The 24,541-nt window shown below is 64.7% G+C and carries 22 protein-coding genes; 2 read left to right on the forward strand and 20 right to left on the reverse strand.

The annotated features are described in order from the left end of the window. Positions 1-19 precede the first annotated feature (19 nt). The 4 genes from glmM to AC3A6M_RS18560 all read right to left on the reverse strand — a co-directional run bounded on the left by glmM (position 20) and on the right by AC3A6M_RS18560 (position 5,108). The gene (gene glmM, locus AC3A6M_RS18545) at positions 20-1,360 is read right to left on the reverse strand and encodes a phosphoglucosamine mutase (protein WP_487854196.1); all 1,341 of its coding nucleotides are present in this window, start codon (positions 1,358-1,360) and stop codon (positions 20-22) included. Positions 1,361-1,370: 10 nt separating this feature from the next. Next, complete coding sequence (gene folP / locus AC3A6M_RS18550; protein ID WP_487854197.1) at positions 1,371-2,225, reverse strand: dihydropteroate synthase; 855 nt, start codon at positions 2,223-2,225, stop codon at positions 1,371-1,373. 89 nt (positions 2,226-2,314) lie between these two features. After that, positions 2,315-4,198, reverse strand: coding sequence for an ATP-dependent zinc metalloprotease FtsH (gene ftsH, locus AC3A6M_RS18555; protein WP_487854198.1), 1,884 nt, complete (start codon positions 4,196-4,198; stop codon positions 2,315-2,317). A 265-nt stretch (positions 4,199-4,463) separates the two neighbouring features. Then, on the reverse strand, positions 4,464-5,108 hold the full coding sequence (locus AC3A6M_RS18560) for an RlmE family RNA methyltransferase (RefSeq protein WP_487854199.1): 645 nt from the start codon (positions 5,106-5,108) through the stop codon (positions 4,464-4,466). Between the two features lie 46 nt (positions 5,109-5,154). On the opposite strand from AC3A6M_RS18560, the gene yhbY reads away from it, so the two are divergent. After that, positions 5,155-5,622, forward strand: coding sequence for a ribosome assembly RNA-binding protein YhbY (gene yhbY, locus AC3A6M_RS18565; RefSeq protein WP_487854200.1), 468 nt, complete (start codon positions 5,155-5,157; stop codon positions 5,620-5,622). A gap of 45 nt (positions 5,623-5,667) precedes the next feature. On the opposite strand, the gene AC3A6M_RS18570 is transcribed toward yhbY, so the two are convergent. The 16 genes from AC3A6M_RS18570 to alr all read right to left on the reverse strand — a co-directional run bounded on the left by AC3A6M_RS18570 (position 5,668) and on the right by alr (position 22,964). Further along, entirely contained in the window at positions 5,668-6,108 is a 441-nt protein-coding gene (locus AC3A6M_RS18570) for a DUF4149 domain-containing protein (RefSeq protein WP_487854227.1), read from the reverse strand. 13 nt (positions 6,109-6,121) lie between these two features. Beyond that, positions 6,122-6,595 carry a transcription elongation factor GreA gene (greA, locus tag AC3A6M_RS18575; RefSeq protein WP_487854201.1) on the reverse strand — a complete coding sequence of 158 codons (474 nt, stop codon included), beginning with the start codon at positions 6,593-6,595 and terminating at the stop codon, positions 6,122-6,124. 85 nt (positions 6,596-6,680) lie between these two features. Further along, positions 6,681-9,911, reverse strand: coding sequence for a carbamoyl-phosphate synthase large subunit (gene carB / locus AC3A6M_RS18580; RefSeq protein WP_487854202.1), 3,231 nt, complete (start codon positions 9,909-9,911; stop codon positions 6,681-6,683). After that, positions 9,912-11,075 (reverse strand): glutamine-hydrolyzing carbamoyl-phosphate synthase small subunit, encoded by a 1,164-nt coding sequence (gene carA / locus AC3A6M_RS18585; RefSeq protein ID WP_487854203.1) that lies wholly within the window; start codon positions 11,073-11,075, stop codon positions 9,912-9,914. Between the two features lie 222 nt (positions 11,076-11,297). After that, positions 11,298-11,705, reverse strand: coding sequence for a GlcG/HbpS family heme-binding protein (locus tag AC3A6M_RS18590; RefSeq protein WP_487854204.1), 408 nt, complete (start codon positions 11,703-11,705; stop codon positions 11,298-11,300). A gap of 37 nt (positions 11,706-11,742) precedes the next feature. Next, positions 11,743-12,666: a patatin-like phospholipase family protein gene (locus AC3A6M_RS18595; RefSeq protein ID WP_487854228.1), complete on the reverse strand. Its 924-nt coding sequence runs from the start codon at positions 12,664-12,666 to the stop codon at positions 11,743-11,745. Between the two features lie 68 nt (positions 12,667-12,734). After that, entirely contained in the window at positions 12,735-14,027 is a 1,293-nt protein-coding gene (gene phoR, locus AC3A6M_RS18600) for a phosphate regulon sensor histidine kinase PhoR (protein WP_487854229.1), read from the reverse strand. 69 nt (positions 14,028-14,096) lie between these two features. Continuing rightward, positions 14,097-14,789 carry a response regulator gene (locus tag AC3A6M_RS18605; RefSeq protein ID WP_487854205.1) on the reverse strand — a complete coding sequence of 231 codons (693 nt, stop codon included), beginning with the start codon at positions 14,787-14,789 and terminating at the stop codon, positions 14,097-14,099. Positions 14,790-14,793: 4 nt separating this feature from the next. After that, on the reverse strand, positions 14,794-15,507 hold the full coding sequence (gene phoU, locus AC3A6M_RS18610) for a phosphate signaling complex protein PhoU (RefSeq protein WP_487854206.1): 714 nt from the start codon (positions 15,505-15,507) through the stop codon (positions 14,794-14,796). A 197-nt stretch (positions 15,508-15,704) separates the two neighbouring features. Further along, positions 15,705-16,481, reverse strand: a complete 777-nt coding sequence (gene pstB / locus AC3A6M_RS18615) for a phosphate ABC transporter ATP-binding protein PstB (RefSeq protein WP_487854207.1) — start codon at positions 16,479-16,481, stop codon at positions 15,705-15,707. Positions 16,482-16,505: 24 nt separating this feature from the next. Continuing rightward, entirely contained in the window at positions 16,506-17,348 is an 843-nt protein-coding gene (pstA, locus tag AC3A6M_RS18620; RefSeq protein ID WP_487854208.1) for a phosphate ABC transporter permease PstA, read from the reverse strand. A gap of 12 nt (positions 17,349-17,360) precedes the next feature. Beyond that, entirely contained in the window at positions 17,361-18,293 is a 933-nt protein-coding gene (pstC, locus tag AC3A6M_RS18625; protein WP_487854230.1) for a phosphate ABC transporter permease subunit PstC, read from the reverse strand. Positions 18,294-18,432: 139 nt separating this feature from the next. Continuing rightward, complete coding sequence (gene pstS, locus AC3A6M_RS18630) at positions 18,433-19,476, reverse strand: phosphate ABC transporter substrate-binding protein PstS (RefSeq protein ID WP_487854209.1); 1,044 nt, start codon at positions 19,474-19,476, stop codon at positions 18,433-18,435. Between the two features lie 535 nt (positions 19,477-20,011). After that, complete coding sequence (locus AC3A6M_RS18635; protein ID WP_487854210.1) at positions 20,012-20,329, reverse strand: PilZ domain-containing protein; 318 nt, start codon at positions 20,327-20,329, stop codon at positions 20,012-20,014. A gap of 51 nt (positions 20,330-20,380) precedes the next feature. After that, positions 20,381-21,760, reverse strand: a complete 1,380-nt coding sequence (gene radA / locus AC3A6M_RS18640; protein ID WP_487854211.1) for a DNA repair protein RadA — start codon at positions 21,758-21,760, stop codon at positions 20,381-20,383. Between the two features lie 97 nt (positions 21,761-21,857). Continuing rightward, entirely contained in the window at positions 21,858-22,964 is a 1,107-nt protein-coding gene (gene alr / locus AC3A6M_RS18645) for an alanine racemase (protein ID WP_487854212.1), read from the reverse strand. 151 nt (positions 22,965-23,115) lie between these two features. Here alr and lplT point away from each other — a divergent pair, with 151 nt between their 5' ends. Then, positions 23,116-24,378, forward strand: coding sequence for a lysophospholipid transporter LplT (gene lplT / locus AC3A6M_RS18650; RefSeq protein WP_487854213.1), 1,263 nt, complete (start codon positions 23,116-23,118; stop codon positions 24,376-24,378). Positions 24,379-24,541 lie beyond the last annotated feature (163 nt).

Genomic DNA, 24,541 nt, shown 5'->3' on the forward strand with positions numbered 1-24,541 from the left:
CCCGGCCGGCGGACCGGCATCACACCTCGAAACGCGCGGCGATGCGCCTGGCCATCGATTGCGCCAGTTCGGCTTCCTTGGCCTCGACCATGACGCGCACCAGCGGTTCCGTACCCGACGGACGGATCAGCACGCGGCCACGATCGCCCAGCTCGCGCTCCACAAGCTCCTTCTCGGCCACGATGGCATTGTTCTTGGTCCAGTCGAAGCCGGGCTGGATGCGCACGTTGATCAGGGTCTGCGGGAACAGCACCAGGTCCTTGCAGCACTCGGCCAGGCTTTGGTTGCCGCGGCGCAGCGCCGACAGCACTTGCAGGGACGAGACGATGCCGTCGCCGGTGCTGTGCTTGTCCAGGGCCAGCAGGTGGCCCGAGCCTTCGCCGCCGAACAGCCAGCCCTTCTCCCGCATCATTTCCAGCACGTAGCGGTCGCCGACCTTGGCGCGCGCGAAGCCGACGCCCATTTCCTTGAACGCCACTTCGAGCGCCATATTGGTCATCAGCGTACCGACCGCGCCGTCCACCTTGCCGGTGGCCATGCGCGCACGCACCATCACGTACAGCAGCTCGTCGCCGTTGTACAGGCGGCCGGTGGCGTCGCACATGATCAGGCGGTCGGCGTCGCCGTCCAGCGCGATGCCGAGGTCGGCCTTGTGCTCGACGACGGCCTGGGCCATCGCCTTCGGTGCGGTGGCGCCGACGCCGTCGTTGATGTTGAAGCCGTCCGGCTTGGTGCCCAGCTCGATCACCTCGGCGCCCAGTTCGTGGAACACGTGCGGGGCGATGGCGTAGGCGGCGCCGTGGGCGCAGTCGACCACGATCTTCATGCCGCGCAGGTCCAGTTCGTTCGGGAAAGTGCTCTTGCAGAATTCGATATAGCGGCCCTGGGCGTCGCGCAGGCGGGTCGCGCGGCCCAGCTTTTCGGACGAGACGCAGCCCATCGGCTGGTCGATCGCTTCTTCGATTTCCAGTTCGACCGCATCCGGCAGCTTGGTGCCGTGCTCGGAGAAGAACTTGATGCCGTTGTCCTGGAAGGGGTTGTGCGAGGCCGAGATCACGACGCCGGCCTGCAGGCGCAGGGCGCGGGTCAGGTAGGCGATCGCCGGGGTCGGCATCGGGCCGGCCAGCATGACGTCGACGCCGGCGGCCGAGAAGCCGGCTTCCAGCGAGGCTTCCAGCAGGTAGCCGGAGATGCGGGTGTCCTTGCCGATCAGCACGGTGGGGCGGCCGCTGGCGCCGGTACTGCCCTTGGCCAGCACCTTGCCGGCGGCGTAGCCGAGGCGCATCACGAAATCAGGGGTGATGGGCGCTTCGCCCACCAGGCCACGTACGCCATCGGTACCAAAATATTTGCGTGCCATGTTGTTCTCTTTAATCAGTTGTGTGCTCTTTGGCGGCGGATGCCGCGTTCCATACCCGCAAGGCGTCCACGGTCTCTGCGACATCATGGACCCGCACGATGCGGGCGCCCTGCGCTACCGCAGCCAGTGCGCCGCCCAGACTGCCGGCCATGCGCTGCTCGACGGGGCGTCCCGTCAGGGCGCCGATCATCGACTTGCGCGACAGGCCGGCCAACACTGGCAGGCCCAGTTCGCGCTGCATGCGATTGATACCGCAAAGCAAAGCGACATTATGCTCGACAGTCTTGCCAAAGCCAAATCCGGGATCAATCGTGATGCGCTCACGCGTCACCCCGGCCGCCAGCAAGGCCTCGACCCGCTCGCGCAGGAAGGCGATCACCTCCCCCACCACGTCATGGTAGCTGGGGCCGGCCTGCATGTCCTGGGGCGTGCCCTGCATGTGCATGATGCACAGGCCGACATCGCTGTCGGCCACCGCCTCGATCGCTCCGGGCGCGCGGAAACCGTTGATGTCGTTGATCATGTCGGCGCCGGCGATGATCGCTTCGCGCATCACCTCCGGTTTGCAGGTGTCGATCGACAGCGCATGGCCGAGTTCACGCAACGCATAGATGACCGGCATCACGCGCGCCAGTTCTTCCGGCACCGGCACGCTGGGCGAACCGGGACGCGTCGACTCGCCGCCGATGTCGATGATGTCGACGCCGTCCCTGATCATTTGCTCGGCCCGTTCCATGGCGAATTCGAGGCCCTGGTAGCGGCCGCCGTCGGAAAAGGAATCGGGGGTGACGTTGAGGATGCCCATCACCAACGGGCGCTGGGCAAGGTTGAAGCCGAAACGGCCGCATTGGAGGTATTGACGCATAATAAAAAGCTAATTAATCGCAGAAAAAAAGACACCCCGTAGGGTGCCTTTCATGAAGCCGTATGACGGGCGCTGTGGCGGCCCGGCGATCAGGCCGGTGCCGGGGCGTTGGTGGCCACGCCGCCCGAACCGTCGCCGCCGCTCGGACGCTTGGTCAGCTGCACCGACTTCGGCGGGGTCGGCTGGCGGCCGGCCATGATGTCGTTGATCTGGTCGGCGTCGATGGTTTCCCACTCGAGCAGGGCCTTGGTCATGACTTCGACCTTGTCGCGGTTCTCTTCCAGCAGGCGGCGCGCCAGCGCGTACTGCGTGTCGAGGATAGCCCGGATCTCGGCATCGACTTTCTGCTGGGTCGCCTCGGAGATGGTCTTCACGGAACCGCCGAAGAAGCCTTCGTTCGCGTCGTCCTCGTAGACCATCACGCCCATGCTCTCGGACATGCCGAAGCGGGTCACCATCGAGCGCGCCAGCTTGGTCGCGCGGGCGAAGTCGTTCGAGGCGCCGGTCGACATCTGGCCGACGAAGATCTCCTCGGCGATGCGGCCGCCGAACAGGATCGAGATCTCTTCCAGCATCTTGTCCTTGTAGCCGGACAGGCTGTCATGTTCCGGCAGCTGCCAGGTCAGGCCCAGCGCGTAACCGCGCGGCATGATCGTGACCTTGTGCACCGGATCGGCCTTCGGCAGCAGCTTGGCGATCACCGCGTGGCCCGACTCGTGGTAGGCGGTATTGCGGCGCTCTTCCTCGCGCATGACCATGGACTTGCGCTCCGGGCCCATGAAGATCTTGTCCTTGGCATCCTCGAAGTCGCTCATCTCGACCAGGCGCTTGCTGCGGCGCGCGGCGAACAGGGCGGCTTCGTTGACCAGGTTGGCCAGGTCGGCGCCGGAGAAGCCCGGGGTGCCGCGGGCCAGGATGTCGGCCTTCACGTCGGTGCCGATCGGCACTTTACGCATGTGCACGTTCAGGATCTGTTCGCGACCGCGGATGTCCGGCAGGCCGACCATCACCTGGCGGTCGAAACGGCCCGGACGCAGCAGCGCCTTGTCCAGCACGTCGGCGCGGTTGGTCGCGGCGATCACGATCACGCCCGAGGAGGCCTCGAAGCCGTCCATCTCGACCAGCAGCTGGTTCAGGGTCTGTTCGCGCTCGTCGTTGCCGCCGCCCATGCCGGCGCCGCGGTGGCGGCCGACGGCGTCGATCTCGTCGATGAAGATGATGCAGGGCGAATGCTTCTTCGCGTTCTCGAACATGTCGCGCACGCGGGACGCGCCCACGCCGACGAACATCTCGACGAAGTCGGAACCCGAGATCGAGAAGAACGGCACTTTCGCTTCGCCGGCGATGGCGCGCGCCAGCAGGGTCTTGCCGGTACCCGGGGGGCCGACCATCAGCACGCCGCGCGGGATACGGCCGCCCAGTTTCTGGAACTTGGTCGGGTCCTTCAGGAAGTCGACGATCTCGGCGACTTCTTCCTTGGCTTCGTCGCAGCCGGCGACGTCGGCGAAGGTGACGGTGTTGTTGGTTTCATCCATCATGCGGGCCTTCGACTTGCCGAACGAGAAAGCCCCGCCCTTGCCGCCGCCCTGCATCTGGCGCATGAAGAAGACCCAGACGCCGATCAGCAGCAGCATCGGGAACCAGGAGATGAAGACTTGCTGCAGGAACGACGGCTCTTCCGGCGGCTTCACGTCGAAGCGCACGTTGTTGTCGCGCAGGTCCTTGATCAGGCCGCGGTCGAGCATGGTGGCCGTGGCGCGCACCTTGCTGTCGTCCTGGCGAGTTGCCGTGATGTTCGATCCCTCGATCACGACGTCCTTGATGCGTTTCGCCTGAACGTCATCGAGCAGCTCGGAATAAGCAATCGTCTTGCTGCCGCCCGCTACGCTGTGGTTGTCGAACTGCTTGAACAGCATGAACAACAGCAGCGCGACCACCACCCAGATGGCGGATTTGGAAAACATATTATTCACGAAAACTCCTCTGATGCGGACGCATCTTTTCCCATTGTTTCAAACGCGGATTTTACCGCAATAAGCAGGCGGTGCCACGCACGGCCGCTCATAAAGCTTTGCCCCGTCACTATAACGGTTTTTTATTTCCGCCGCGCACGAATAAACACCGTTCGCTACAGGCGGATGGCGTCGGGTGGCTTCACGCACACTCACCACCCGTGGCTGATGTGTGGTTGCCGCCGCGAATATCAAGGGACAATTCGTGGATTAATTCGCATTTCTTCTATGCCGGATTCTTGAGACCGCGGCCAAGCAGGAAAATCTCCGACGACTTATCGCGGCTCGCCTTCGGTTTGATCTGCTTGACCACCTTGAATTCCTGGCGGAAGAGCTCAACGATTTGCGTAAAGCCCATGTCCTTAAAGCATTTTACTAACAATGCGCCGGACGGCTTGAGGTGCGCTTGAGAAAACTCAATGGCGATTTCGATCAAATGCTCCATGCGCGCCGCGTCCGCCGTCGGGATGCCGGACAGGTTCGGCGCCATGTCGGACAGCACCAGGTCGGCCTGGCGGTCGCCCAGGATGTCGGCCAACTGGTCCAGCACGCTTTCCTCGCGGAAGTCGCCCTGGATGAAGTGCATGTCGGCGATCGGCTCCATCGGCAGGATGTCCAGGCCGATCATCGTGCCCTTGATGCCGCCCTCATCGCCGCCGGCCAGCTTGCGCCGGGTGTACTGGCCCCAGCTGCCGGGGGTGCAGCCGAGGTCGACGATCACCTGGCCCGGCTTGATCAGCTTCTCCGCCTCGTCGATCTCTTTCAGCTTGTAGGCCGCACGCGCCCGGTAACCCTCTTTTTGTGCCAATTTGACATAAGGGTCGTTAATGTGGTCGTGTATCCAGTTTTTATTGAATTTGTTCTTGGCCATTCGCGTAAAATACTGCTTTTAATAGGTACATCAAAAAAGAACCATTATGATCAAACTTACACCGGCCGAGCGCGCTGCCCTCCGTGCGGAGGCCCACGGGCTCAATCCTGTCGTCATGATCGGCGAAGCCGGCCTGACCGAGGCCGTCATGAAAGAAATCTCGTCCAGCCTGGACGCACACGGCCTGATCAAGGTACGTGTGTTCGGCGACGACCGCGAAGAGCGCGTCGCCGCCTACGAACGGATCTGCGAAGAGCTGGACGCCGCACCCGTGCAGCATATCGGTAAACTGCTGGTCCTGTATCGCCCGAAGAAGGAAGCCGTCAAGGAACGTTCGGCCAAGGCCGGCAAGGGCATGCGCGAAGTCACCATCGTCAAGCCGAGCCCGAGCGGCACCAAGAAGCCCAGCGTCACCAAGGTCCTGCTGAAGGGTAACGAACGCGTGACCCAGGGCGGCAACGTCAAGCGCGCCAAGCCGCGCCAGGCCAGCACCAAGAAGACCGCGCTCAGGTGAGCTGCAGGCGGCGATAAACAAACAACCGGGGCATGCCCCGGTTTTTTATCGGCTCTTCACCACCAGCACCGCCCCCAGCACGGATTCGAGCAGGTACAGCACCTGCGACACGCCATGCAAGGCCGCGAAGGTAGCCCACTGCGGCGACGCCCGCACCCCGGCCGGGCCGGCCGCCTCGCGGATCGCCGCCATCATCGGCTGCAGGCCCAGGTAGACGACCAGGCTGCAGGCCAGCATGCCGGCGATCAGCCAGGCCAACCAGCGGCGCCGGCGGCCGTCGAGATCGGCCGAGCGCCACACCAGCAACGCCAGCAGCGGCGCCAGCGCGATCGACAGCCAGGCCAGGCGGGTCAGCATGGTGCCGACCACGTTGCCGGCCTGGGTGCTGTCGAGGACCGCGAATGCGCTCGGCGCGGCCAGGTAGCTGACCGCCCACACGCTGCCGGCCCACAGGCTGGCCGCCAGCAGGCGCAGGTTGGCGAGCATGGTCACGCCCGGATCAGACGTAGCGGACTTCGAGGATTTCGTATTCGCGCGGACCGGACGGGGCCTGCACTTCGACCACGTCGCCGGCGTACTTGCCGATCAGGGCGCGCGCGATCGGCGAGGTGACGGACACCTTGTTCATTTTCAGGTCGGCTTCGTCGATGCCGACGATCTGGTAGGTCACTTTCTGGCCGCTCTCGAGGTCTTCGAGGTCGACGGTCGAGGCGAACACCACGCGGCCTTCGGCGTCGAGGGTGCTCGGATCGATGACCTGGGCGGTCGACAGCTTCTGTTCCAGTTCCGCGATGCGGCCCTCGACGAAAGCCTGGCGCTCCTTGGCGGCATCGTATTCGGCGTTCTCGGACAGGTCGCCGTGCGAGCGCGCTTCGGCGATCGCATCGATCACGTTGCGGCGCTCCTTGGTCTTGAGCTGGTGCAGCTCTTCCTTCAACAGTTCGGCACCGTATTTGGTCAATGGAGTGTTCATGGGTCGTCGCTATAAAAAAGTGAAAACCACAGAGCCGCACGGGATTCACCGCACGAACTCTGTGGTTCAGGTACTGCTTCTACGCTTAGTTTAAGGTTTTATGCAGGCCTTGTAAATCGTAGACCCGCAACTCGTCCAGCTGGCGCATGCCCTGCACCGCCGCTTCGGCGCCGGCGATGGTCGTGTAGGTCACGACGCGCGCCTGCAGGGCCGAGGTACGGATGGTGCGCGAGTCGTTGATCGCGCTGCGCTTTTCCTCGACCGTGTTGACCACCATCGCGATCTCGTGGTTCTTGATCATGTCGACGATGTGCGGACGGCCTTCCAGCACCTTGTTGACCGGGGTGACCGGGATGCCGGCGGCGGCGATCACCGCGGCGGTGCCCTTGGTCGCCACCAGCGAGAAGCCCAGCGCCACCAGGTCGCGCGCCACGGCCACGGTGCGCGGCTTGTCGGAACCCTTCACCGACAGGAACACGCGGCCCGAGGACGGCAGGCTGATGCCGGCCGCCAGCTGCGACTTCACGAAGGCTTCGCCGAAGGTCATGCCGACGCCCATCACTTCGCCGGTCGACTTCATCTCGGGGCCGAGGATGGTGTCCACGCCCGGGAACTTCACGAACGGGAACACGGCTTCCTTGACGCTGTAGAACGGCGGCGTGATTTCCTTCGTCACGCCCTGCTGTTCCAGGGTCTGGCCGACCATGCAGCGCGCGGCGATCTTGGCCAGCTGCAGGCCGGTCGCCTTCGACACGAACGGCACCGTGCGCGAGGCGCGCGGGTTCACTTCCAGCACGTAGACCACGTCCTGCTTCTTGCCTTCGACGTCGGTCTGCTGGATCGCGAACTGCACGTTCATCAGGCCGACCACGTTCAGGGCCTTCGCCATCAGCGAGGTCTGGCGCTTCAGCTCATCGATGGTGTCCTGCGACAGCGAGTACGGCGGCAGCGAGCAGGCCGAGTCGCCCGAGTGCACGCCGGCCTGTTCGATGTGTTCCATCACGCCGCCGATGAAGGTGGTCTTGCCGTCCGAGATGCAGTCGACGTCGCATTCGATGGCGTCGTTCAGGAAGCGGTCCAGCAGCACCGGAGAATCGTTCGAGACCTTGACCGCTTCGCGCATGTAGCGCTCGAGGTCGCGCTGCTCGTGGACGATCTCCATCGCGCGGCCGCCCAGCACGTAGGACGGGCGCACCACCAGCGGATAGCCGATCTCGGTCGCCAGCGCCAGCGCTTCCTCTTCGGTGCGCGCGGTGCGGTTCGGCGGCTGGCGCAGGCCCAGCTTCTGCAGCAGCTGCTGGAAGCGCTCGCGGTCTTCGGCGGCGTCGATCATGTCCGGCGAGGTGCCGATGATGGGCACGCCGTTGGCTTCCAGGTCCAGCGCCAGCTTCAGCGGGGTCTGGCCGCCGTACTGGACGATCACGCCTTCCGGCTTCTCGAGGTCGACGATTTCCAGCACGTCCTCGAGGGTCAGCGATTCGAAGTACAGGCGGTCCGAGGTATCGTAGTCGGTCGACACGGTCTCCGGATTGCAGTTGACCATGATGGTCTCGTAGCCGTCTTCGCGCATGGCGAGGGCCGCGTGCACGCAGCAGTAGTCGAACTCGATGCCCTGGCCGATCCGGTTCGGGCCGCCGCCCAGCACCATGATCTTCTTCTTGTCGGTCGGGTTGGACTCGCACTCTTCGTCATAGGTCGAGTACATGTAGGCGGTGTTGGTCGCGAACTCCGCGGCGCAGGTGTCGACGCGCTTGTAGACCGGGCGGATGCCCAGCGCGTGGCGCTTCTCGCGCACGGCCTGCGCGGTGGTCTGCATCAGGAAGGCCAGGCGGCGGTCCGAGAAGCCCTTCTGCTTCAGCTTGTACAGCGTCGGCTTGTCCAGGCTGTCCAGCTTCTGGTGATCCAGCCACAGTTCGATGTCGACGATTTCCTTGATCTGGATGAGGAACCACGGATCGATCTTGGTCAGCGCATGCACTTCTTCCAGCGTGAAGCCCTGGGCAAAGGCGTCGCCCACGTACCAGATGCGCTCCGGACCCGGCTCGCCCAGTTCTTCCTCGATCTTCTCGCGGTCGCGGGTCTTCTCGTTCAGGCCGTCCACGCCGACTTCCAGTCCGCGCAGGGCCTTCTGGAAGGATTCCTGGAAGGTGCGGCCCATCGCCATCACCTCGCCCACCGATTTCATCTGGGTGGTCAGGTGCTTGTCCGCGGCCGGGAATTTTTCGAAGGTGAAGCGTGGGATCTTGGTGACCACGTAGTCGATCGAGGGCTCGAAGCTGGCCGGGGTCGCGCCGCCGGTGATCTCGTTGCGCAGCTCATCCAGCGTGAAGCCGACCGCCAGCTTGGCCGCCACCTTGGCGATCGGGAAGCCGGTGGCCTTCGAGGCCAGCGCCGACGAGCGCGACACGCGCGGGTTCATCTCGATCACGATCATGCGGCCGTCGACCGGATTGATCGCGAACTGCACGTTCGAGCCGCCGGTGTCGACGCCGATCTCGCGCAGCACGTTGATCGAGGCGTTGCGCATGATCTGGTATTCCTTGTCGGTCAGCGTCTGCGCCGGCGCGACGGTGATCGAGTCGCCGGTGTGCACGCCCATCGGATCCAGGTTTTCGATCGAGCACACGATGATGCAGTTGTCCTTCCTGTCGCGGACCACTTCCATCTCGTACTCTTTCCAGCCCAGCAGCGATTCCTCGATCAGCAGTTCCGAGGTCGGCGAGGCTTCCAGGCCGCGCTTGCAGATCGCTTCGAATTCTTCCTCGTTGTAGGCGATGCCGCCGCCCGAACCGCCCATCGTGAACGACGGACGGATGATGACCGGGAAGCCCAGCTCGCGCTGCGCGTTGCGCGACTCGTCCATCGAGTGGGCGATGTAGGAGCGCGCCGAACCCAGGCCGATCTTGGTCATCGCGTCCTTGAACTTGGCGCGGTCCTCGGCCTTGTCGATCGCTTCCGGCGAGGCGCCGATCAGCTCGACCTTGTACTTGTCCAGCACGCCGTTGCGGTGCAGGTCGAGCGCGCAATTCAGCGCGGTCTGGCCGCCCATGGTCGGCAGGATCGCGTCCGGGCGCTCCTTCTCGATGATGCGCTCGACCGCCTTCCAGGTGATCGGCTCGATGTAGGTGACGTCGGCCGTCTCCGGATCGGTCATGATGGTCGCCGGGTTCGAGTTGACCAGGATGACCTTGTAGCCTTCTTCGCGCAGGGCCTTGCAGGCCTGGGCGCCGGAGTAGTCGAATTCGACCGCCTGGCCGATGACGATCGGGCCTGCGCCAATGATCAGGATACTGTTAATGTCAGAACGCTTTGGCATTTATTTCTTCTCCTGAGCTTGCATGAGGCTGATGAAACGGTCGAACAGATACGAAACGTCGGTCGGGCCGGGCGAGGCTTCCGGGTGGCCCTGGAAGCAGAAGGCCGGCTTGTCGGTGCGTTCGAAGCCCTGCAGCGAGCCGTCGAACAGCGAGACATGGGTCACGCGGCAGTTGGCCGGCAGCGTGCTGGAATCCACCGCGAACCCGTGGTTCTGCGAGGTGATCAGGACCTTCTTCGAGTCCAGGTCCTGCACCGGGTGGTTGGCGCCGTGGTGGCCGAACTTCATCTTCAGGGTTTTCGCGCCCGAAGCCAGGGCCATGATCTGGTGGCCGAGGCAGATGCCGAAGGTCGGGATGCCGGATTCGATCACTTCCCTGGTCGCTTCGATCGCGTAATCGCAGGCGGCCGGGTCGCCGGGGCCGTTGGCCAGGAAGATGCCGTCCGGGTTCAGGGCCAGCGCCTCGGCGGCGGTGGCCTGGGCCGGCAGCACGGTGACCTTGCAGCCGCGCTCGGCCAGCATGCGCAGGATGTTGCGCTTGACGCCGTAGTCGAAGGCGACCACGTGGAACTGCGGGTTCTCCTGCTTGCCGAAGCCTTCGCCCAGCTTCCATTCGGTCTCGGTGAAGACGTACGGTTCCTTGACCGAGACGACCTTGGCGAGATCCATGCCGTTCAGGCCGGGGAAGGAACGCGCCAGTTCGAGCGCCTGGGCTTCCGACGGCTCCACGCCCTGCTGGGCGGTGAGGATGGCGCCGTTCTGGGCGCCCTTCTCGCGCAGGATGCGGGTGAGCTTGCGGGTGTCGATGCCGGCGATGGCGACCACGTTTTCCTGCTTCAGGTAGTCCGACAGCGATTGGGTCGAGCGGAAGTTCGACGCCAGCAGCGGCAGGTCGCGGATGATGAGGCCGGCGGCATGCACCTTCGAGGCCTCCACGTCGGCCGGGTTCACGCCCTGGTTGCCGATGTGCGGATACGTCAGGGTGACGATCTGACGCGAATAGCTGGGGTCGGTAAGGATCTCCTGGTAGCCCGTGATCGCGGTGTTGAACACCACTTCACCGGTCGTGTGACCGATGGCTCCGATCGAATATCCTTTGAAAATGGTTCCGTCTGCGAGGGCCAGGATGGCTGGAACGGCTGGGCCAGAAAAAAATGGCGGCAAGGGCAACTCTCCAATAAGGTTGCCGTAGCCGCGCCACGTCAGACCGACCTGGATGAGCGGCAAAGCCGTCGTGCTGCGCCTGCGCTCGGGGTCGTTATGATGAAGGAGTGAGTGGGTAAGCGCTACGGCAGGTGAGTGATGGATAAACTTCCGAATTATAGCGCGAATCCGCCTGGTCGGCAATCGGACGTCCTTGCACTTGCCTGCCGTTCCCTCAGGAAATTAAGCGCCCAGCGCGGCGATGCCGGCCCTGGCGATCTGCGCGTCCTCGGCCGACTTCACGCCCGACACGCCGACCGCGCCGATGGTGTGGCCGTCGACCACGACCGGCACGCCGCCTTCCAGCATGCCCTGCAGGTCCGGCGCGCTCAGGAAGGAGACGCGGCCATTGTTGATCATGTCTTCATAGACCTTCGATTCGCGGCGGCCCAGGGCGGCGGTCCTGGCTTTCTGCGGGGCGATCTGCGACGAGATCGGGGCGGCGCCGTCCATGCGCTGCAGCCACAGCAGGTGGCCGCCGTCGTCGACGATCGAGATCACGACGTTCCACTTGTTGGCGACGGCTTCGGCTTCGGCTGCGGCGGCGATCTTCTTCGCGTCGTCGAGGGTCAGAAACGGTTTGGTTTGCATCTGTGTCTTCCTATCGTGGTGGTTGTTATCGGTCGGCTCAGGGAGCCGGGCTGAGTTGCATGGCCTTGAGCCTGGCCTTCAGTGCCGGCATGACGCTTGCCGCGGCCTGTTCGCCGGCCAGCACCGCCATGTTGCGGCCGTTGAAATCGGCGCTGCCCATCGCGCCCAGGGCCGGGGTGATGACGACGTCGGCATCCTTCAGCTCGTGCTGGTTCAGGCGCTGTCCCATGATGGTAAACGTCTGCATCAGCACGTCAAGCGAGCTGGCCGTGGCCTGGGCCTCGGTCGCGCTCGAAATGTTCACGGCGATGATGAACTCGGCGCCCATCTCCTTCGCGAAGCGCACCGGCACCGGCGCCACCAGGCCGCCATCGACGTAGGTGTGGCCGGCGATGCTGACCGGCTGGAACACGCTAGGCACGGCGGACGATGCGCGCACGGCCATGCCGGTGTTGCCGCGCCTGAACAGGATCGGCTGGCCGTTCTTCAGGTCGGTGGCGACGGCGCCGAACGGGATCTTCAGCTTTTCGATCGGCTGGTTGTGCACGGCCTTGTTGACGTAGGCCTGCAGGGCCTCGCCTTTCAGCACGCCCGGGGACTTGCTGAAGAAAGGCAGCGCCCAGTCCGAGATCGAAGCCTCGTCCATGTCGAGCGCCATCTTCTGCAGCGCGAAGCCGCTGTAGCCGTAGGCGTACATGGCGCCGACCACCGAGCCGGCGCTGGTGCCGACCACGATGTCGGGCACGATGCCCTGGGCTTCCAGGGCCTTGATCACGCCGATGTGGGCAAAGCCGCGCGCGGCGCCGCCGCCGAGGGCCAGGCCGATCTTCACCTTGCGCGGGACCGGGGCGGGGGTGGGCGCGGCGGCGACCGTGGCGGCGGGCTGGGTGGGGGTGCTGCCGCAGCCGGCCAGCAGAGCGGCGGCGCCGAGGGCGGACAGCAGGGAGCGTCGAGACAACATCATCCGGGGGAGAGCCAAATCGGTAAAGAGCTGATTGTAACCCGATCGCGGCTGGGCCTGGTGCCCCCTTATCCCGGCAGCGACGTATTCGGCAATACCGCCGTAAACACACTGCCCTGCCCCGGCTGCGAGGTGATGACCAGCTTGCCGCCATGCCGCAGCAGCACGTGCTTGACGATCGCCAGTCCCAGTCCCGTGCCCTGGGTCTCGCGCGAGCGGCTCTTGTCGACGCGGTAGAAGCGTTCGGTGAGGCGCGAGATGTGCTGCGCGTCGATGCCGATGCCGGTGTCCGCCACCGAGAAACGCAGGTCGTTCGGCCCGTGCTCCCAGGACAGCTTGATGCTGCCGCCTTCCGGCGTGTAGCGCACCGCATTGGTCGCCAGGTTGCCGAAGGCGCTGCGCAGTTCGTCGAGGCTGCCCATCACGTCCGGGCCGTCGACGCTGAAGTCGATCGTGTGGCGGCCGTTCGACAGCGCGCGCGCATCCAGCGCCACCTGCTCCACCAGGGCCTTGATGTCGACCCGTTCGCGCTTCAGCGGATACTCGTCCGACTCCAGGCGCGACAGGGTCAGCATGTCGGCGATCAGGCGCTGCATGCGCTCGGCCTGTTCCGTCATCAGCTTCAGGTGGGCGATGCGGGTCCGCTCTTCCATGCCGGGGTCGGCCAGCGCGATCTCGAGGAAGCCGACGATCACCGTCAGCGGCGTACGCAGTTCGTGCGAGGCGTTGGCGATGAAGTCGCGGCGCATGGCTTCGATGCGTTCGGTCTCGGTGGCGTCATGCGTCACCAGGATCTGCCGGCGGTTCTCGAACGGGATCACCTGCACCACCAGCTTGCGGCCGCGGAAGGCGAGCGTCAGCGGCTGCTCGTAGCGGCCGAGGATGATGTAGTCGATGAATTCCGGATGGCGGATCAGGTTGGTCACGCGCCGGCCCTTGTCCTTGTCCAGGGTCAGGCCCAGGTGGCGTTCGGCGGCCGGGTTGCACCATTCGAGGAACAGGACGTCGTCCATGATCGCCACGCCTTCCGGCAGCAGATGCATGGCCTGGCGGAAGCGCGCCAGCCATTCGGCCAGCTCTTTCTGGTTGCGCTCGTCGTCGCGCCGCAGCCGGTACAGGCGGGCGAACACGTCGGTCCAGGCGCCCCACCCGTCCGGCAGCCGGCTGCTGTGCGGGTCGTGCAGCCATTCGCCCAGCTGGTGCAGGTAGGCCAGCTGCACCACCAGCAGGGCCACCGTGATCGCCAGCGCCAGCGCCAGCCCGGCCACCGGGCCGGACAGCCACCAGGCGACGCCGGCGGCGACGAACACCAGGGCCAGGCGCAGCAGCGCCGGGACCCAGAACAGCAGGTGCGGATGCACGCTGGACGGCACCGGGGTGGCAACGTCGGACCTGGAGCCGGGGGTCGCTTCGGGAACGGCGCGCATGGCTTACTTCTCTTTCTCGCTCAGCATGTAGCCGACGCTGCGCACGGTCCTGATCAGCTTCTCCGCTTCCTTCAAGGCCTTGCGCAGCCGCAGCACGTGGACGTCGACGGTGCGCTCCTCGACCGCGGAGGCGTCGCCCCAGACCTTGTCCAGCAGCTGGCTCCGCGAGAACACCCGTTCGCGGTGGGCCATCAGGAATTTCAGAAGGCGGTATTCGGCATTGCCCATCTCGAGCTGGCGGCCGTCCAGGGTGACGGTGCAGCTGCCCGGATCCAGGGTCACCGGGCCGGCGCTCAGGGGCGCCTCGGCCAGGTGCGGGCTCTTGCGCCGCAACAGCGCCTTGGCGCGCGCCAGCAGCTCGCGCGGCGAGAACGGCTTGGTGACGTAGTCGTCCGCGCCCGTATTCAGGCCGGCGATCTTGTCCTCTTCCATGCTCTTCGCCGTCAGCATGATCACCGGGATGTCCTGGAAGTCGCGGTCGCCGCGCAGGCGCGAGAGCAGCCGCAGGCCGCTCTGGTCGGGCAGCATCCAGTCCAGCAGCAGCAGGTCCGGACGCGCCTGCACGATGGCGTCCCAGGCCGCGGCCACGTTGGCGGCCGTGCCGATCTCCCAGCCGGTCTCGCGCAGCGAGTAGCTCACCAGCTCGACGATCGCCGGTTCGTCCTCGACGATCAGGACACGGGTGTTGGACGCCATGGTGTCAGCTTTCCCCGTGGGCCGCAGGGGAGCCGGACAGCGCCGGCTTCGAGTGGCGGATGTCGCGCCCCTCGGCCACGTAGATCACGTATTCCGCAATGTTCTTGGCATGGTCGCCGATGCGCTCGATCGCCTTGCCGACCCACAGCGTGTCCAGCGCCGACGAGATGGTGCGCGGGTCTTCCATCATGAAGGTGATCATGTTGCGCAGGATGGTGCGGAATTCGAAGTCGATCTCGTCGTCGCGGGCGATGATCTGCAAGGCCTGCTTGCCGTCCAGGCGCGCGAAGGCGTCGAGGGCATCGTGCAGCATGTCGGCGGTGTTGCGCGCGATGGTGCGCACGATGTCGTAGTGGTTGAAGCCGATCATGCCGCGCTCGTGCAGGCTCTTGGCGGTGCGCGCGATCTTGCTGGCCTCGTCGCCGATGCGTTCGAGGTCGGTGATGGCCTTGATGGTCGCCATCACGGTGCGCAGGTCGTTAGCGGCCGGCTGGCGGCGCACGATCAGGTGGCTGCAGGCGTCGTCCAGCTGCACTTCGAGCTGGTTGACGGCCTGGTCGTCGGCCATGACCTTGTCGGCCTGCTCGGCATTCCCGACGCGGAACGCCTCGAGCGCCTCGTCGAACTGGGTTTCCACCATGCCGCCCATGAGCAGCACCTTGGAACGGATGGCTTCCAGTTCCTGGTCGTACTGCTTGGATGAATGCTCGCCTACCATGTCATCAATTCCTATCGAATATCGTTATATTAACTTGTCCGGCACACGGTTTAACTTGTCAGCGCACCGTTGGCTTCACGAGGGCCTTTACAACCGTAGCGAGCGGCTGCAGGGGTGGCCGAGAAGCGCAGCCGTACATCCGGTACGGCGAGCATCGCAGGCCGGCCCTGCGGCCGCGCAGTAGGTTGTAAAGTCCCTCATCCAAAGCGGCCGGTAATGTAGTCTTGGGTTTCCTTGCGCCCCGGGTTCATGAACAGCTGGTCCGTCTCGCCGAACTCCACCAGCTCGCCCAGGTACATATAGGCCGTGTAGTCCGAGCAGCGGGCCGCCTGCTGCATATTGTGGGTCACGATGGCGATGGTGTAGTCGCCTTTCAGCTCGCTGATCAGTTCCTCGATCTTCGCGGTCGAGATCGGGTCCAGCGCGGAGGTCGGCTCGTCGAGCAGCAGCACGTCCGGCTTGACCGCGACGCCGCGCGCGATGCACAGGCGCTGCTGCTGGCCGCCCGACAGCGACAGGCCGCTCTTGTTCAACTTGTCCTTCACCTCGGTCCACAGCGCCGCCTTCTTCAGCGCCCACTCCACGCGCTCGTCCATCTCGCCCTTCGACAGGTTCTCGTACAGGCGCACCCCGAAGGCGATGTTGTCGTACACCGACATCGGGAACGGGGTCGGCTTCTGGAACACCATGCCGACTTTCGCGCGCAGCATGTTCACGTCCACGCCCGGCTCCAGGATGTTGCGGCCGCGGTAGAGGATCGAACCCTCGGCGCGCTGGCCGGGATACAGGTCGTACATGCGGTTCAGGGTGCGCAGCAGGGTCGACTTGCCGCAGCCCGAGGGACCGATGAAGGCCGTGACCTGCTTGTCGTGGATGTCGAGGCTGACGTTCTTCAGGCTCTGGGTCTTCCCGTAGTAGAAGTCCAGGCCGGAAATTTCGATGGTCTTGGTCTTGGTCGCGGTAGCTTGGGTCATCATGGTATCCGGGTTCATGCTCGTTTATTGCGGGCTCTTCTGGCGGAAAATCGTCCGCGACAGGATGTTCAGGGCCAGCACGCTGAAGGTCACCAGCAGCGCAGCGCCCCAGGCGATCGACTGCCAGTCTTCGTACGGGCTCATGGCGAAGCGGTAGATCACCACCGGCAGGTTGGCCATCGGCTGGTTCATGTCGGCGGTGAAGAACTGGTTGTTCAGGGCCGTGAACAGCAGCGGCGCGGTCTCGCCCGAGATGCGGGCCACGGCCAGCAGCACGCCGGTCACGACGCCGGCCTTCACGGCGCGCAGGCGCACCGTCATCGCCACTTTCCAGCGCGGCGCGCCGAGGGCGAAGGCCGCTTCGAGCAGGCTGTTCGGGACCAGGTGCAGCATGTTGTCGGTGGTGCGCACCACCACCGGGATCGCGATCAGCGACAGCGCCAGCGTGCCGGCATAGCCCGAGAAGTGGCCCATGCGCGGCACCAGCAGCGCGTACACGAACAAGCCGATCACGATCGACGGCGCGGACAGCATGATGTCGGTGACGAAGCGGGTCACGGCGGCGAACTTGTTGTTCTGGCCGTACTCGGCCAGGTACATGCCGGCCAGGATGCCGACCGGGGTGCTGACCGCGGTGGACAGGCCGACCATCAGCAGGCTGCCGATGATGGCGTTGCGGATGCCGCCCTCGCTGCCCGGCGCCGGCGTGTCCAGCGCGAACAGGTTGTGCGAGAGCGCGCCAAAACCGTGCACCAGCAGGGTGAACAGGATCCAGGCCAGGAAGCCCAGGCCGATGGCCATGGCCAGCACCGACAGGGCGATGCCGATGCGGTGCCCGAGCAGGCGGCGGCGGTAGACAGGGTTCATCACGCCATCCATTTATTTGACTCCTTCTTTGCGGGACATCCCCAGCAACATCAGTTTGGCGGCCGACAGCACGATGAAGGTGATCGCGAACAGGATCAGGCCCAGCGCGAACAGCGAGGACACGTGCAGCGGCGAGCTGGCTTCGGCGAACTCGTTCGCCAGGGTCGAGGAAATCGAGTTACCGGCGGCGAACAGCGACCACGAGAGCTCGTTCGCGTTGCCGATCACGAAAGTGACGGCCATGGTCTCGCCGAGCGCGCGGCCGAGGCCCAGCATCACGCCGCCGACCACGCCGGTACGGGTATAAGGGAGCACGATCTTGCGCACCACTTCCCACCGGGTGCAACCGAGGCCGTACGCCGATTCCTTCAGCACCGCGGGGACGATCTCGAACACGTCGCGCATCACGGAAGCGATGAAGGGGATGATCATCACGGCCAGGATCAGGCCTGCGGTCAGGATGCCGAGGCCCATGGTCGGGCCCTGGAACAGCGGGCCGATCACGGGCAGCACGCCCAGGGTCTTTTTCAGCAGCGGCTGGATATGGTCGCCGAACATCGGCGCGAACACGAACAGGCCCCACATGCCGTAGATGATGGAGGGGACGCCGGCCAGCAGCTCGACCGCGGTGCCCATCGGGCGGCGCAGCCAGGCCGGGCAGATCTCGGTCAGGAACAGGGCGATGCCGAAGCTGATCGGCACCGCGACCAGCAGCGCGATCAGCGAAGTCGCCAGGGTGCCGGTGATGGCGATCAGGGCGCCGAACTGGTCGTTGACCGGATCCCATTCGTTGCGCGCGATGAAGTGCGCGCCGAACTCGCGGAAGGCCGGCGCAGCGCCGACCGCCAGCGAGACGATGATCCCGACCAGCACCACCAGCACGGAGGCCGCGAACAGCAGCGTGATCTTGTGGAAGAAGAAGTCCTGGATGCGCTGGGTGCGCATGGTCCTGCGCAGGCGGGCGTGGCTGGCTTCGTCCAGCCCGGCCTGGCTGGTCTCTTGGGTAACTGCGGCGTCTTGTGCGCTCATATATGTATTACTGGTTAGCGTCGTCCCCGCGCAGGCAGGGACGACGGGGTACGTATTACCAGATCGCCTTGCCCGAAGCATCCTTCATGTTCGCCTTCCAGGCATCCTGCACCAGCTTGGTGACACTGTCCGGCAGCGGCACGTAGTCCAGTTCGGTGGCGGCGGCGTCGCCGTTCTTGAAGGCGTAGTCGAAGAATTTCAGCACTTCCTTGCCTTTCGCGGCGTCGGCCTGGTTCTTGTGCACCAGGATGTAGGACACGCCGGTGATCGGCCAGGCCGCCTTGCCCGGCTGGTCGGTCAGGACCACCGAGAAGCCCGGGGTCTTGGCCCAGTCGGCGTTGGCGGCGGCGGCCTTGAAGGCGTCGTCGTCCGGCTGCACGAAGGCGCCGTCGCGGTTCTTCAGCTGGGTATGGCCCATCTTGTTCTTCTTCGCGTAGGCCCACTCGACGTAGCCGATCGAACCCTTGATGCGCTGGACGTTGGCGGCGACGCCGTCATTGCCCTTGCCGCCCACGCCGGTGGCCCACTTGACCGCGGTGCCGGCGCCGATCTTCGATTTGAAGTCCGGGCTGGTCTTCGACAGGTAGTCGGTGAACAGGAAGGAGGTGCCCGAGCTGTCGGCGCGGTGCACGACGGTGATGTCCTCGGCCGGCAGCCTGACGCCCGGGTTCAGGGAGGCGATGGCCTGGTCGTTCCACTTGGTGATCTTGCCGAGGTAGATGTCGGCGACGACCGGACCGGTCAGCTTCAGCTGGCCCGGCTGGACACCGTCCAGGTTCACCACGGTGACGACGCCGCCCATGATGGCCGGGAACTGGAACAGGCCTGCCTGGTTCAGCTCGTCGGCCGGCAGCGGCATGTCGGACGCGCCGAAGTCCACGGTCTTGGCCTTGATCTGCTTGATGCCGGCGCCCGAGCCGACCGATTGGTAGTTGAGGCCGTTGCCGGTGGCCTTCTTGTACATCTCGGCCCACTTGGCGTAGATCGGATACGGGAAGGTCGCGCCCGCACCGGTGATGTCCGCCGCCAGGGTCGCGGTGCTCGCGAAGGCGGCCGAGGTGCCGATGATCAGGGTTGCCAGCAGTTGCTTCATGCGCATATCAGGTCCTTGGTTCTTGGTTAAGGGTGGTGACGCGGTGTTGATGCTGCGCAGTGTAGAGAGCAAATATGACGGCTTTATGACATGGCCATCATGCCTGTCACAACGGCCCGGAAGGTCCGTCGCAGTGGCGGGCTCGCCTATACAACTCTTATTTCTGAACACCGAAAAGGCGCCTTGTAAATACGCGATGGTCTGCTAGCTTGAAAGTGTCGAATTTGATTGGAGGGCTCGTCCAGCGTGAGCATGCCACGCCAGCAGAGCATGTGGAATCACCGGGGAGGACTCGCCAAACGGCGTTTGAAGTCCATGTTGAGCTTGATTGTTACAGGGGTATTGGCCGGGATTGCCGGACTGGTGATCTTCGAAGCCATCTGCGAAGGACACGGGTGCTCCGAGAAACTGCGGGACCGTTATCACGAGTAGCGCTATCACGAATAGCATAACAGGCTGGATAGCCTGGAACGAAAAAGCGGCGAGGCCTCCATGGCGCTCGCCGCTTGTCATGCCGGAGACACGAAGTTGAATAGACAGGTCAGCGCAAGAAGCGCGAGAGCTGGGTCATGGCGTTCAGGTCCAGGTTCAGGAACTGGAAGCCGGCCTTGAATTCGCCGCCGCTGAAAATGCAATAGATGACTTTCGCGCGGGCCGCGATGGCGGTCAGCTTGCCTTCGACCAGCAGGTCGAAGCCCACCTGCCCCGTCTGGCCCACCTGCAGCGGCTGTTCCACGCCGATGCTGACGCCGTTCGAGCCGATATCCGAGGTACGCCCCGGCATCGGCGCCATGCCCTCCATCGCGACCACCGCCTTCACTTTCACGATCTTGCGTACCGATTGCCTCAAATCTGTCATTACGGGTTACCCAGTCAAACTGATATCAAACAGGTCGGGGATTATAAGGCTTCAATCCAGTTCCCGCAGTTTGCTGAAGGCCTCGTCGATGCGCTCCACGGCGACGATGGTCATGCCCTCGATTTTCTGCTTCGGCACATTCGATTTCGGGATCACGGCAATCGAAAAGCCCAGCTTGGCCGCTTCGCGCAGGCGTTCCTGGCCGCGCGGCGCCGGACGGATCTCGCCGGCCAGGCCGACTTCGCCGAACACCACCAGGCCGCGCGGCAGCGGCTTGTTGCGCATCGACGAATTAATGGCAAGCAGGACTGCCAGGTCGGCCGCCGGCTCGGTGATCTTGACGCCGCCGACCGCGTTGATGAACACGTCCTGGTCGAAGGCGGCGATGCCGGCGTGCCGGTGCAGCACCGCCAGCAGCATGGCCAGGCGGTTTTGTTCGAGGCCGACCGACAGGCGGCGCGCGTTCGGCAGGTGGCTGGCGTCGACCAGGGCCTGGATCTCGACCAGCAGCGGCCGGGTGCCTTCCTGCGTCACCATCACGCAGGAACCCGGCACCTGGCTGTCGTGCTGGGACAGGAACAGCGCCGAAGGGTTCGACACCCCTTTCAGGCCTTTTTCCGTCATCGCGAACACGCCCAGCTCGTTGACGGCGCCGAAGCGGTTCTTGATCGCCCGCACCAGGCGGAAGCTGCTTTGCGTATCGCCTTCGAAGTACAGCACGGTGTCGACGATGTGCTCCAGCACGCGCGGCCCGGCCAGCGCGCCCTCCTTCGTGACGTGGCCGACCAGGATGATGGTCACCCCGGTCTGCTTGGCGACCCGGGTCAGCTGGGCCGCGCACTCGCGCACCTGGGCCACCGAACCGGGCGCCGAGGTCAGCGCGTCCGAGTACAGGGTCTGGATCGAGTCGATCACGGCCACTTCCGGCTTCATGTCGGCGATGGTGCCGAGGATCTTCTCGAGCTGGATCTCGGCCTGCAGCTTGAGCTCCTTGGCCTCGACCTGGAGCCTGCGGGCGCGCAGGGCGATCTGGGCGCCGGATTCCTCGCCCGAGACATACAGGGTGTTGCGGGTGACGGCCAGGTTGGCCAGCGCCTGCAGCAGCAGGGTCGACTTGCCGATGCCGGGGTCGCCGCCGATCAGCACCACGCCGCCGGCCACCAGGCCGCCGCCCAGCACGCGGTCGAATTCCTCGATCCCGGTGCCGAAGCGCGGCACGTCGATCGCCTCGATGTCGGCCAGCGACAGCACCGGCGCGGTCTGGGCCAGGCTCTTGTGCATGCCGGGAGTCTGCGACATGCGGTTCAGGCCGGCGCTCTCGACCTGCTCGGTCATGGTATTCCATGCCTTGCAGTCGCCGCACTGGCCGGTCCAGCGGCTGGCGACGGCGCCGCAATCGTTACAGACGAAACTGGTACGGGATTTTGCCATTGTTCTATATATGTGTCGGTTAGTTTAAAGCGCCTGAAACAGTACGATAGTACGGCGAGGCGATGCAACGCCGCCATGGAGGCTTTATCGGACGCTTTCAGTCGGTTCCGACGCGGCCCTCGGAAACGCGCACGCGCGGCGCCAGGGCGCACATCAATTCATAGCCGATCGTGCCGGCGGCATGCGCGACCTCGTCAACCGGCAGGCCGTCGCCCCACAGGGTGACCTTGCTGCCCACGCGGGCGTTGGCGACCGGGGTCAGGTCGACCGTCATCATGTCCATCGACACCCGGCCGACCAGGCCCGTGCGCACGCCGTCCACCAGCACCGGGGTGCCTTGTCCGGCATGGCGCGGATAGCCGTCCGCATAGCCGCAGGCGACCACGCCCACCGTCATCGGGCCCGGCGCGACGAAGCGGCTGCCGTAGCCGACGGTGTCGCCCTGCTCCAGCTGCTGGATGCCGATGATCTCCGATTTCAGGGTCATGGTCGGCAGCAGGCCGTAGCCCTGCGCCGACACGCCGCCGCCCGGGGTCCCGCCGTACAGCATGACGCCGGGGCGGACCCAGTCGTTGTGCAATTCCCTGGCCAGCGCCGCCTGGTGCAGCACGCCGCCGGAATTCGACAGGCTGCGCTGCCCTTCCAGCCCCTCCGCCCCTTCGCGGAAGCGGCGCACCTGCTCGGCGATCGAGAGGCGCGGGTGCTCCAGCTCGTCGGCGTTGGCGAAGTGGGTCATCAGGGTGATGTTGCGGATGCCGGGGATGGCGCGCAGGCGCCGGTAGGCCGCGGCGTATTCGTCGGGCCGGAAGCCGAGCCGGTTCATCCCCGTATTCATCTTCAGGTGGACGTCGATCGGGCGGTACAGCTGGGTGTATTCCAGCATCCTGAGCTGCTCGATGCAATGCACCGCGCTATTGATATTGTGCTCGGCCAGCAGCGGCACGTCGGAGGCATCGAAGATCCCTTCCAGCAGCAGGATCGGCTTGACCCAGCCAAGCTCGCGCAGGCGCAGCGCGTTCTCGGTCTCGATCAGGGCCAGGCCGTCCGCCTCGGCGAAGCCGCGCATGCCGCGCTCCAGGCCGTGGCCGTAGGCATTCGCCTTGACCACCGCCCACACCCGGGCCGTGGGCGCGCAGGCGCGCGCGCGGGCAAGGTTGTGCTGCATCGCGTCGAGATGGATGGTGGCGTGGAGAGGACGTGGCATGGGTCGAAGATGGGGGCGAAACTGGCGAACGGAAGTGCCATTTTAGCGCCAACCGGGGCGCAGGCTGTTGAAATGGAGTATTGTCGATTTCTTTGGACTGGCGGTCTTTCATGGTATAAAGCAACCCACACCAGTTTTTAGACAGTCTCGAATGAATCGTGGTTTTTATACCATCATGGCGGCGCAGTTTTTTTCGTCGCTGGCAGATAACGCATTGATTTTCGTTGCGATCGGCCTGCTGACGGCGATGAAAGCCCCGCCCTCGCTGACGCCCCTGCTGAAGCTGTCGTTCGTGCTGTTCTACGTCCTGCTGGCCGCGTTCGTCGGCGCCTTCGCCGATTCGATGCCCAAGGGCCGCGTCATGTTCATCGCCAACCTGATCAAGGTGTTCGGCTGCAGCCTCATCTTCTTCGGCGTCCATCCGCTGGTCGCCTGCGCCGTGGTCGGCTTCGGCGCCGCCGTGTACTCGCCGGCCAAGTACGGCATCCTGACCGAGCTGCTGCCGCCCGAGAAACTGGTCGCGGCCAACGGCTGGATCGAGGGCCTGACCGTGATGTCGATCATTTTCGGCACCGTGATGGGCGGCGCCCTGGTGAGCACCCATGGCGGCGCCTGGCTGATGACCCTCGACTTCCCCGTCATCGACACCGGCATCGACACCCCGATCAAGGCGTCGCTGGCGGTGCTGATCGCGGTGTACGCGCTGGCCGCCCTGTTCAACCTGCGCATTCCCGACACCGGCGCGCGCTACGAGCACCAGGAACGTAATCCGGTCAAGCTGATCGCCGACTTTGCCGAATGCTCGGCCACGCTGTGGAAAGACAAGCTGGGCCAGATCTCGCTGGCGGTGACGACCCTGTTCTGGGGCGCCGGCGCGACCCTGCAATTCATCGTGCTGAAATGGGCCGAGCGCTCGCTGCACATGAAGCTGGACAAGGCCAGCACCCTGATCGGCGTGGTCGCGATCGGCGTGGCGGTGGGCGCCGCGATGGCGGCCAAGATGATCCCGCTGAAGAAATCGCTGACCGTGATCCCGCTCGGCATCATCATGGGCATCGTCGTGATGGGCATGACCCTGGTGTACTCGGTGTCGATCGCCGTGCCGCTGCTGCTGATCATCGGCCTGCTGTCCGGCTTCTTCGTGGTGCCGATGAACGCCCTGCTGCAGCACCGCGGCCACGTCCTGATGAGCGCCGGCCACTCGATCGCCGTGCAGAACTTCAACGAAAACCTGTCGATCCTGACCATGCTGGCCGTCTACGCCATCATGATCACGCTGAACCTGGACCTGAACGTCATCATCGTCCTGTTCGGCTTCGCCCTCGCCGGCCTGATGTACATGATCGGCCGCCGCCACGCCGCCAACCAGCGCGAGCACGACTCGCTGGCGCTGATTGGCGAGCACAAGCACTGATTTGTTTTACCTCAAACCGGGGTCAGACTCCGGTTTTTGGCAATTTCCTGCGCCCTCATCACCTGTCTGCTCGCAAAATATTCTTTCATTTTAGCCATTAAAATGAAAGGATATTTCGCGCAACAGGCTATTTGTTCCAACGGATTTATTTCCAAAATTCGGA

The organism is Telluria sp. Soil_C_11 (genome assembly GCF_057657395.1).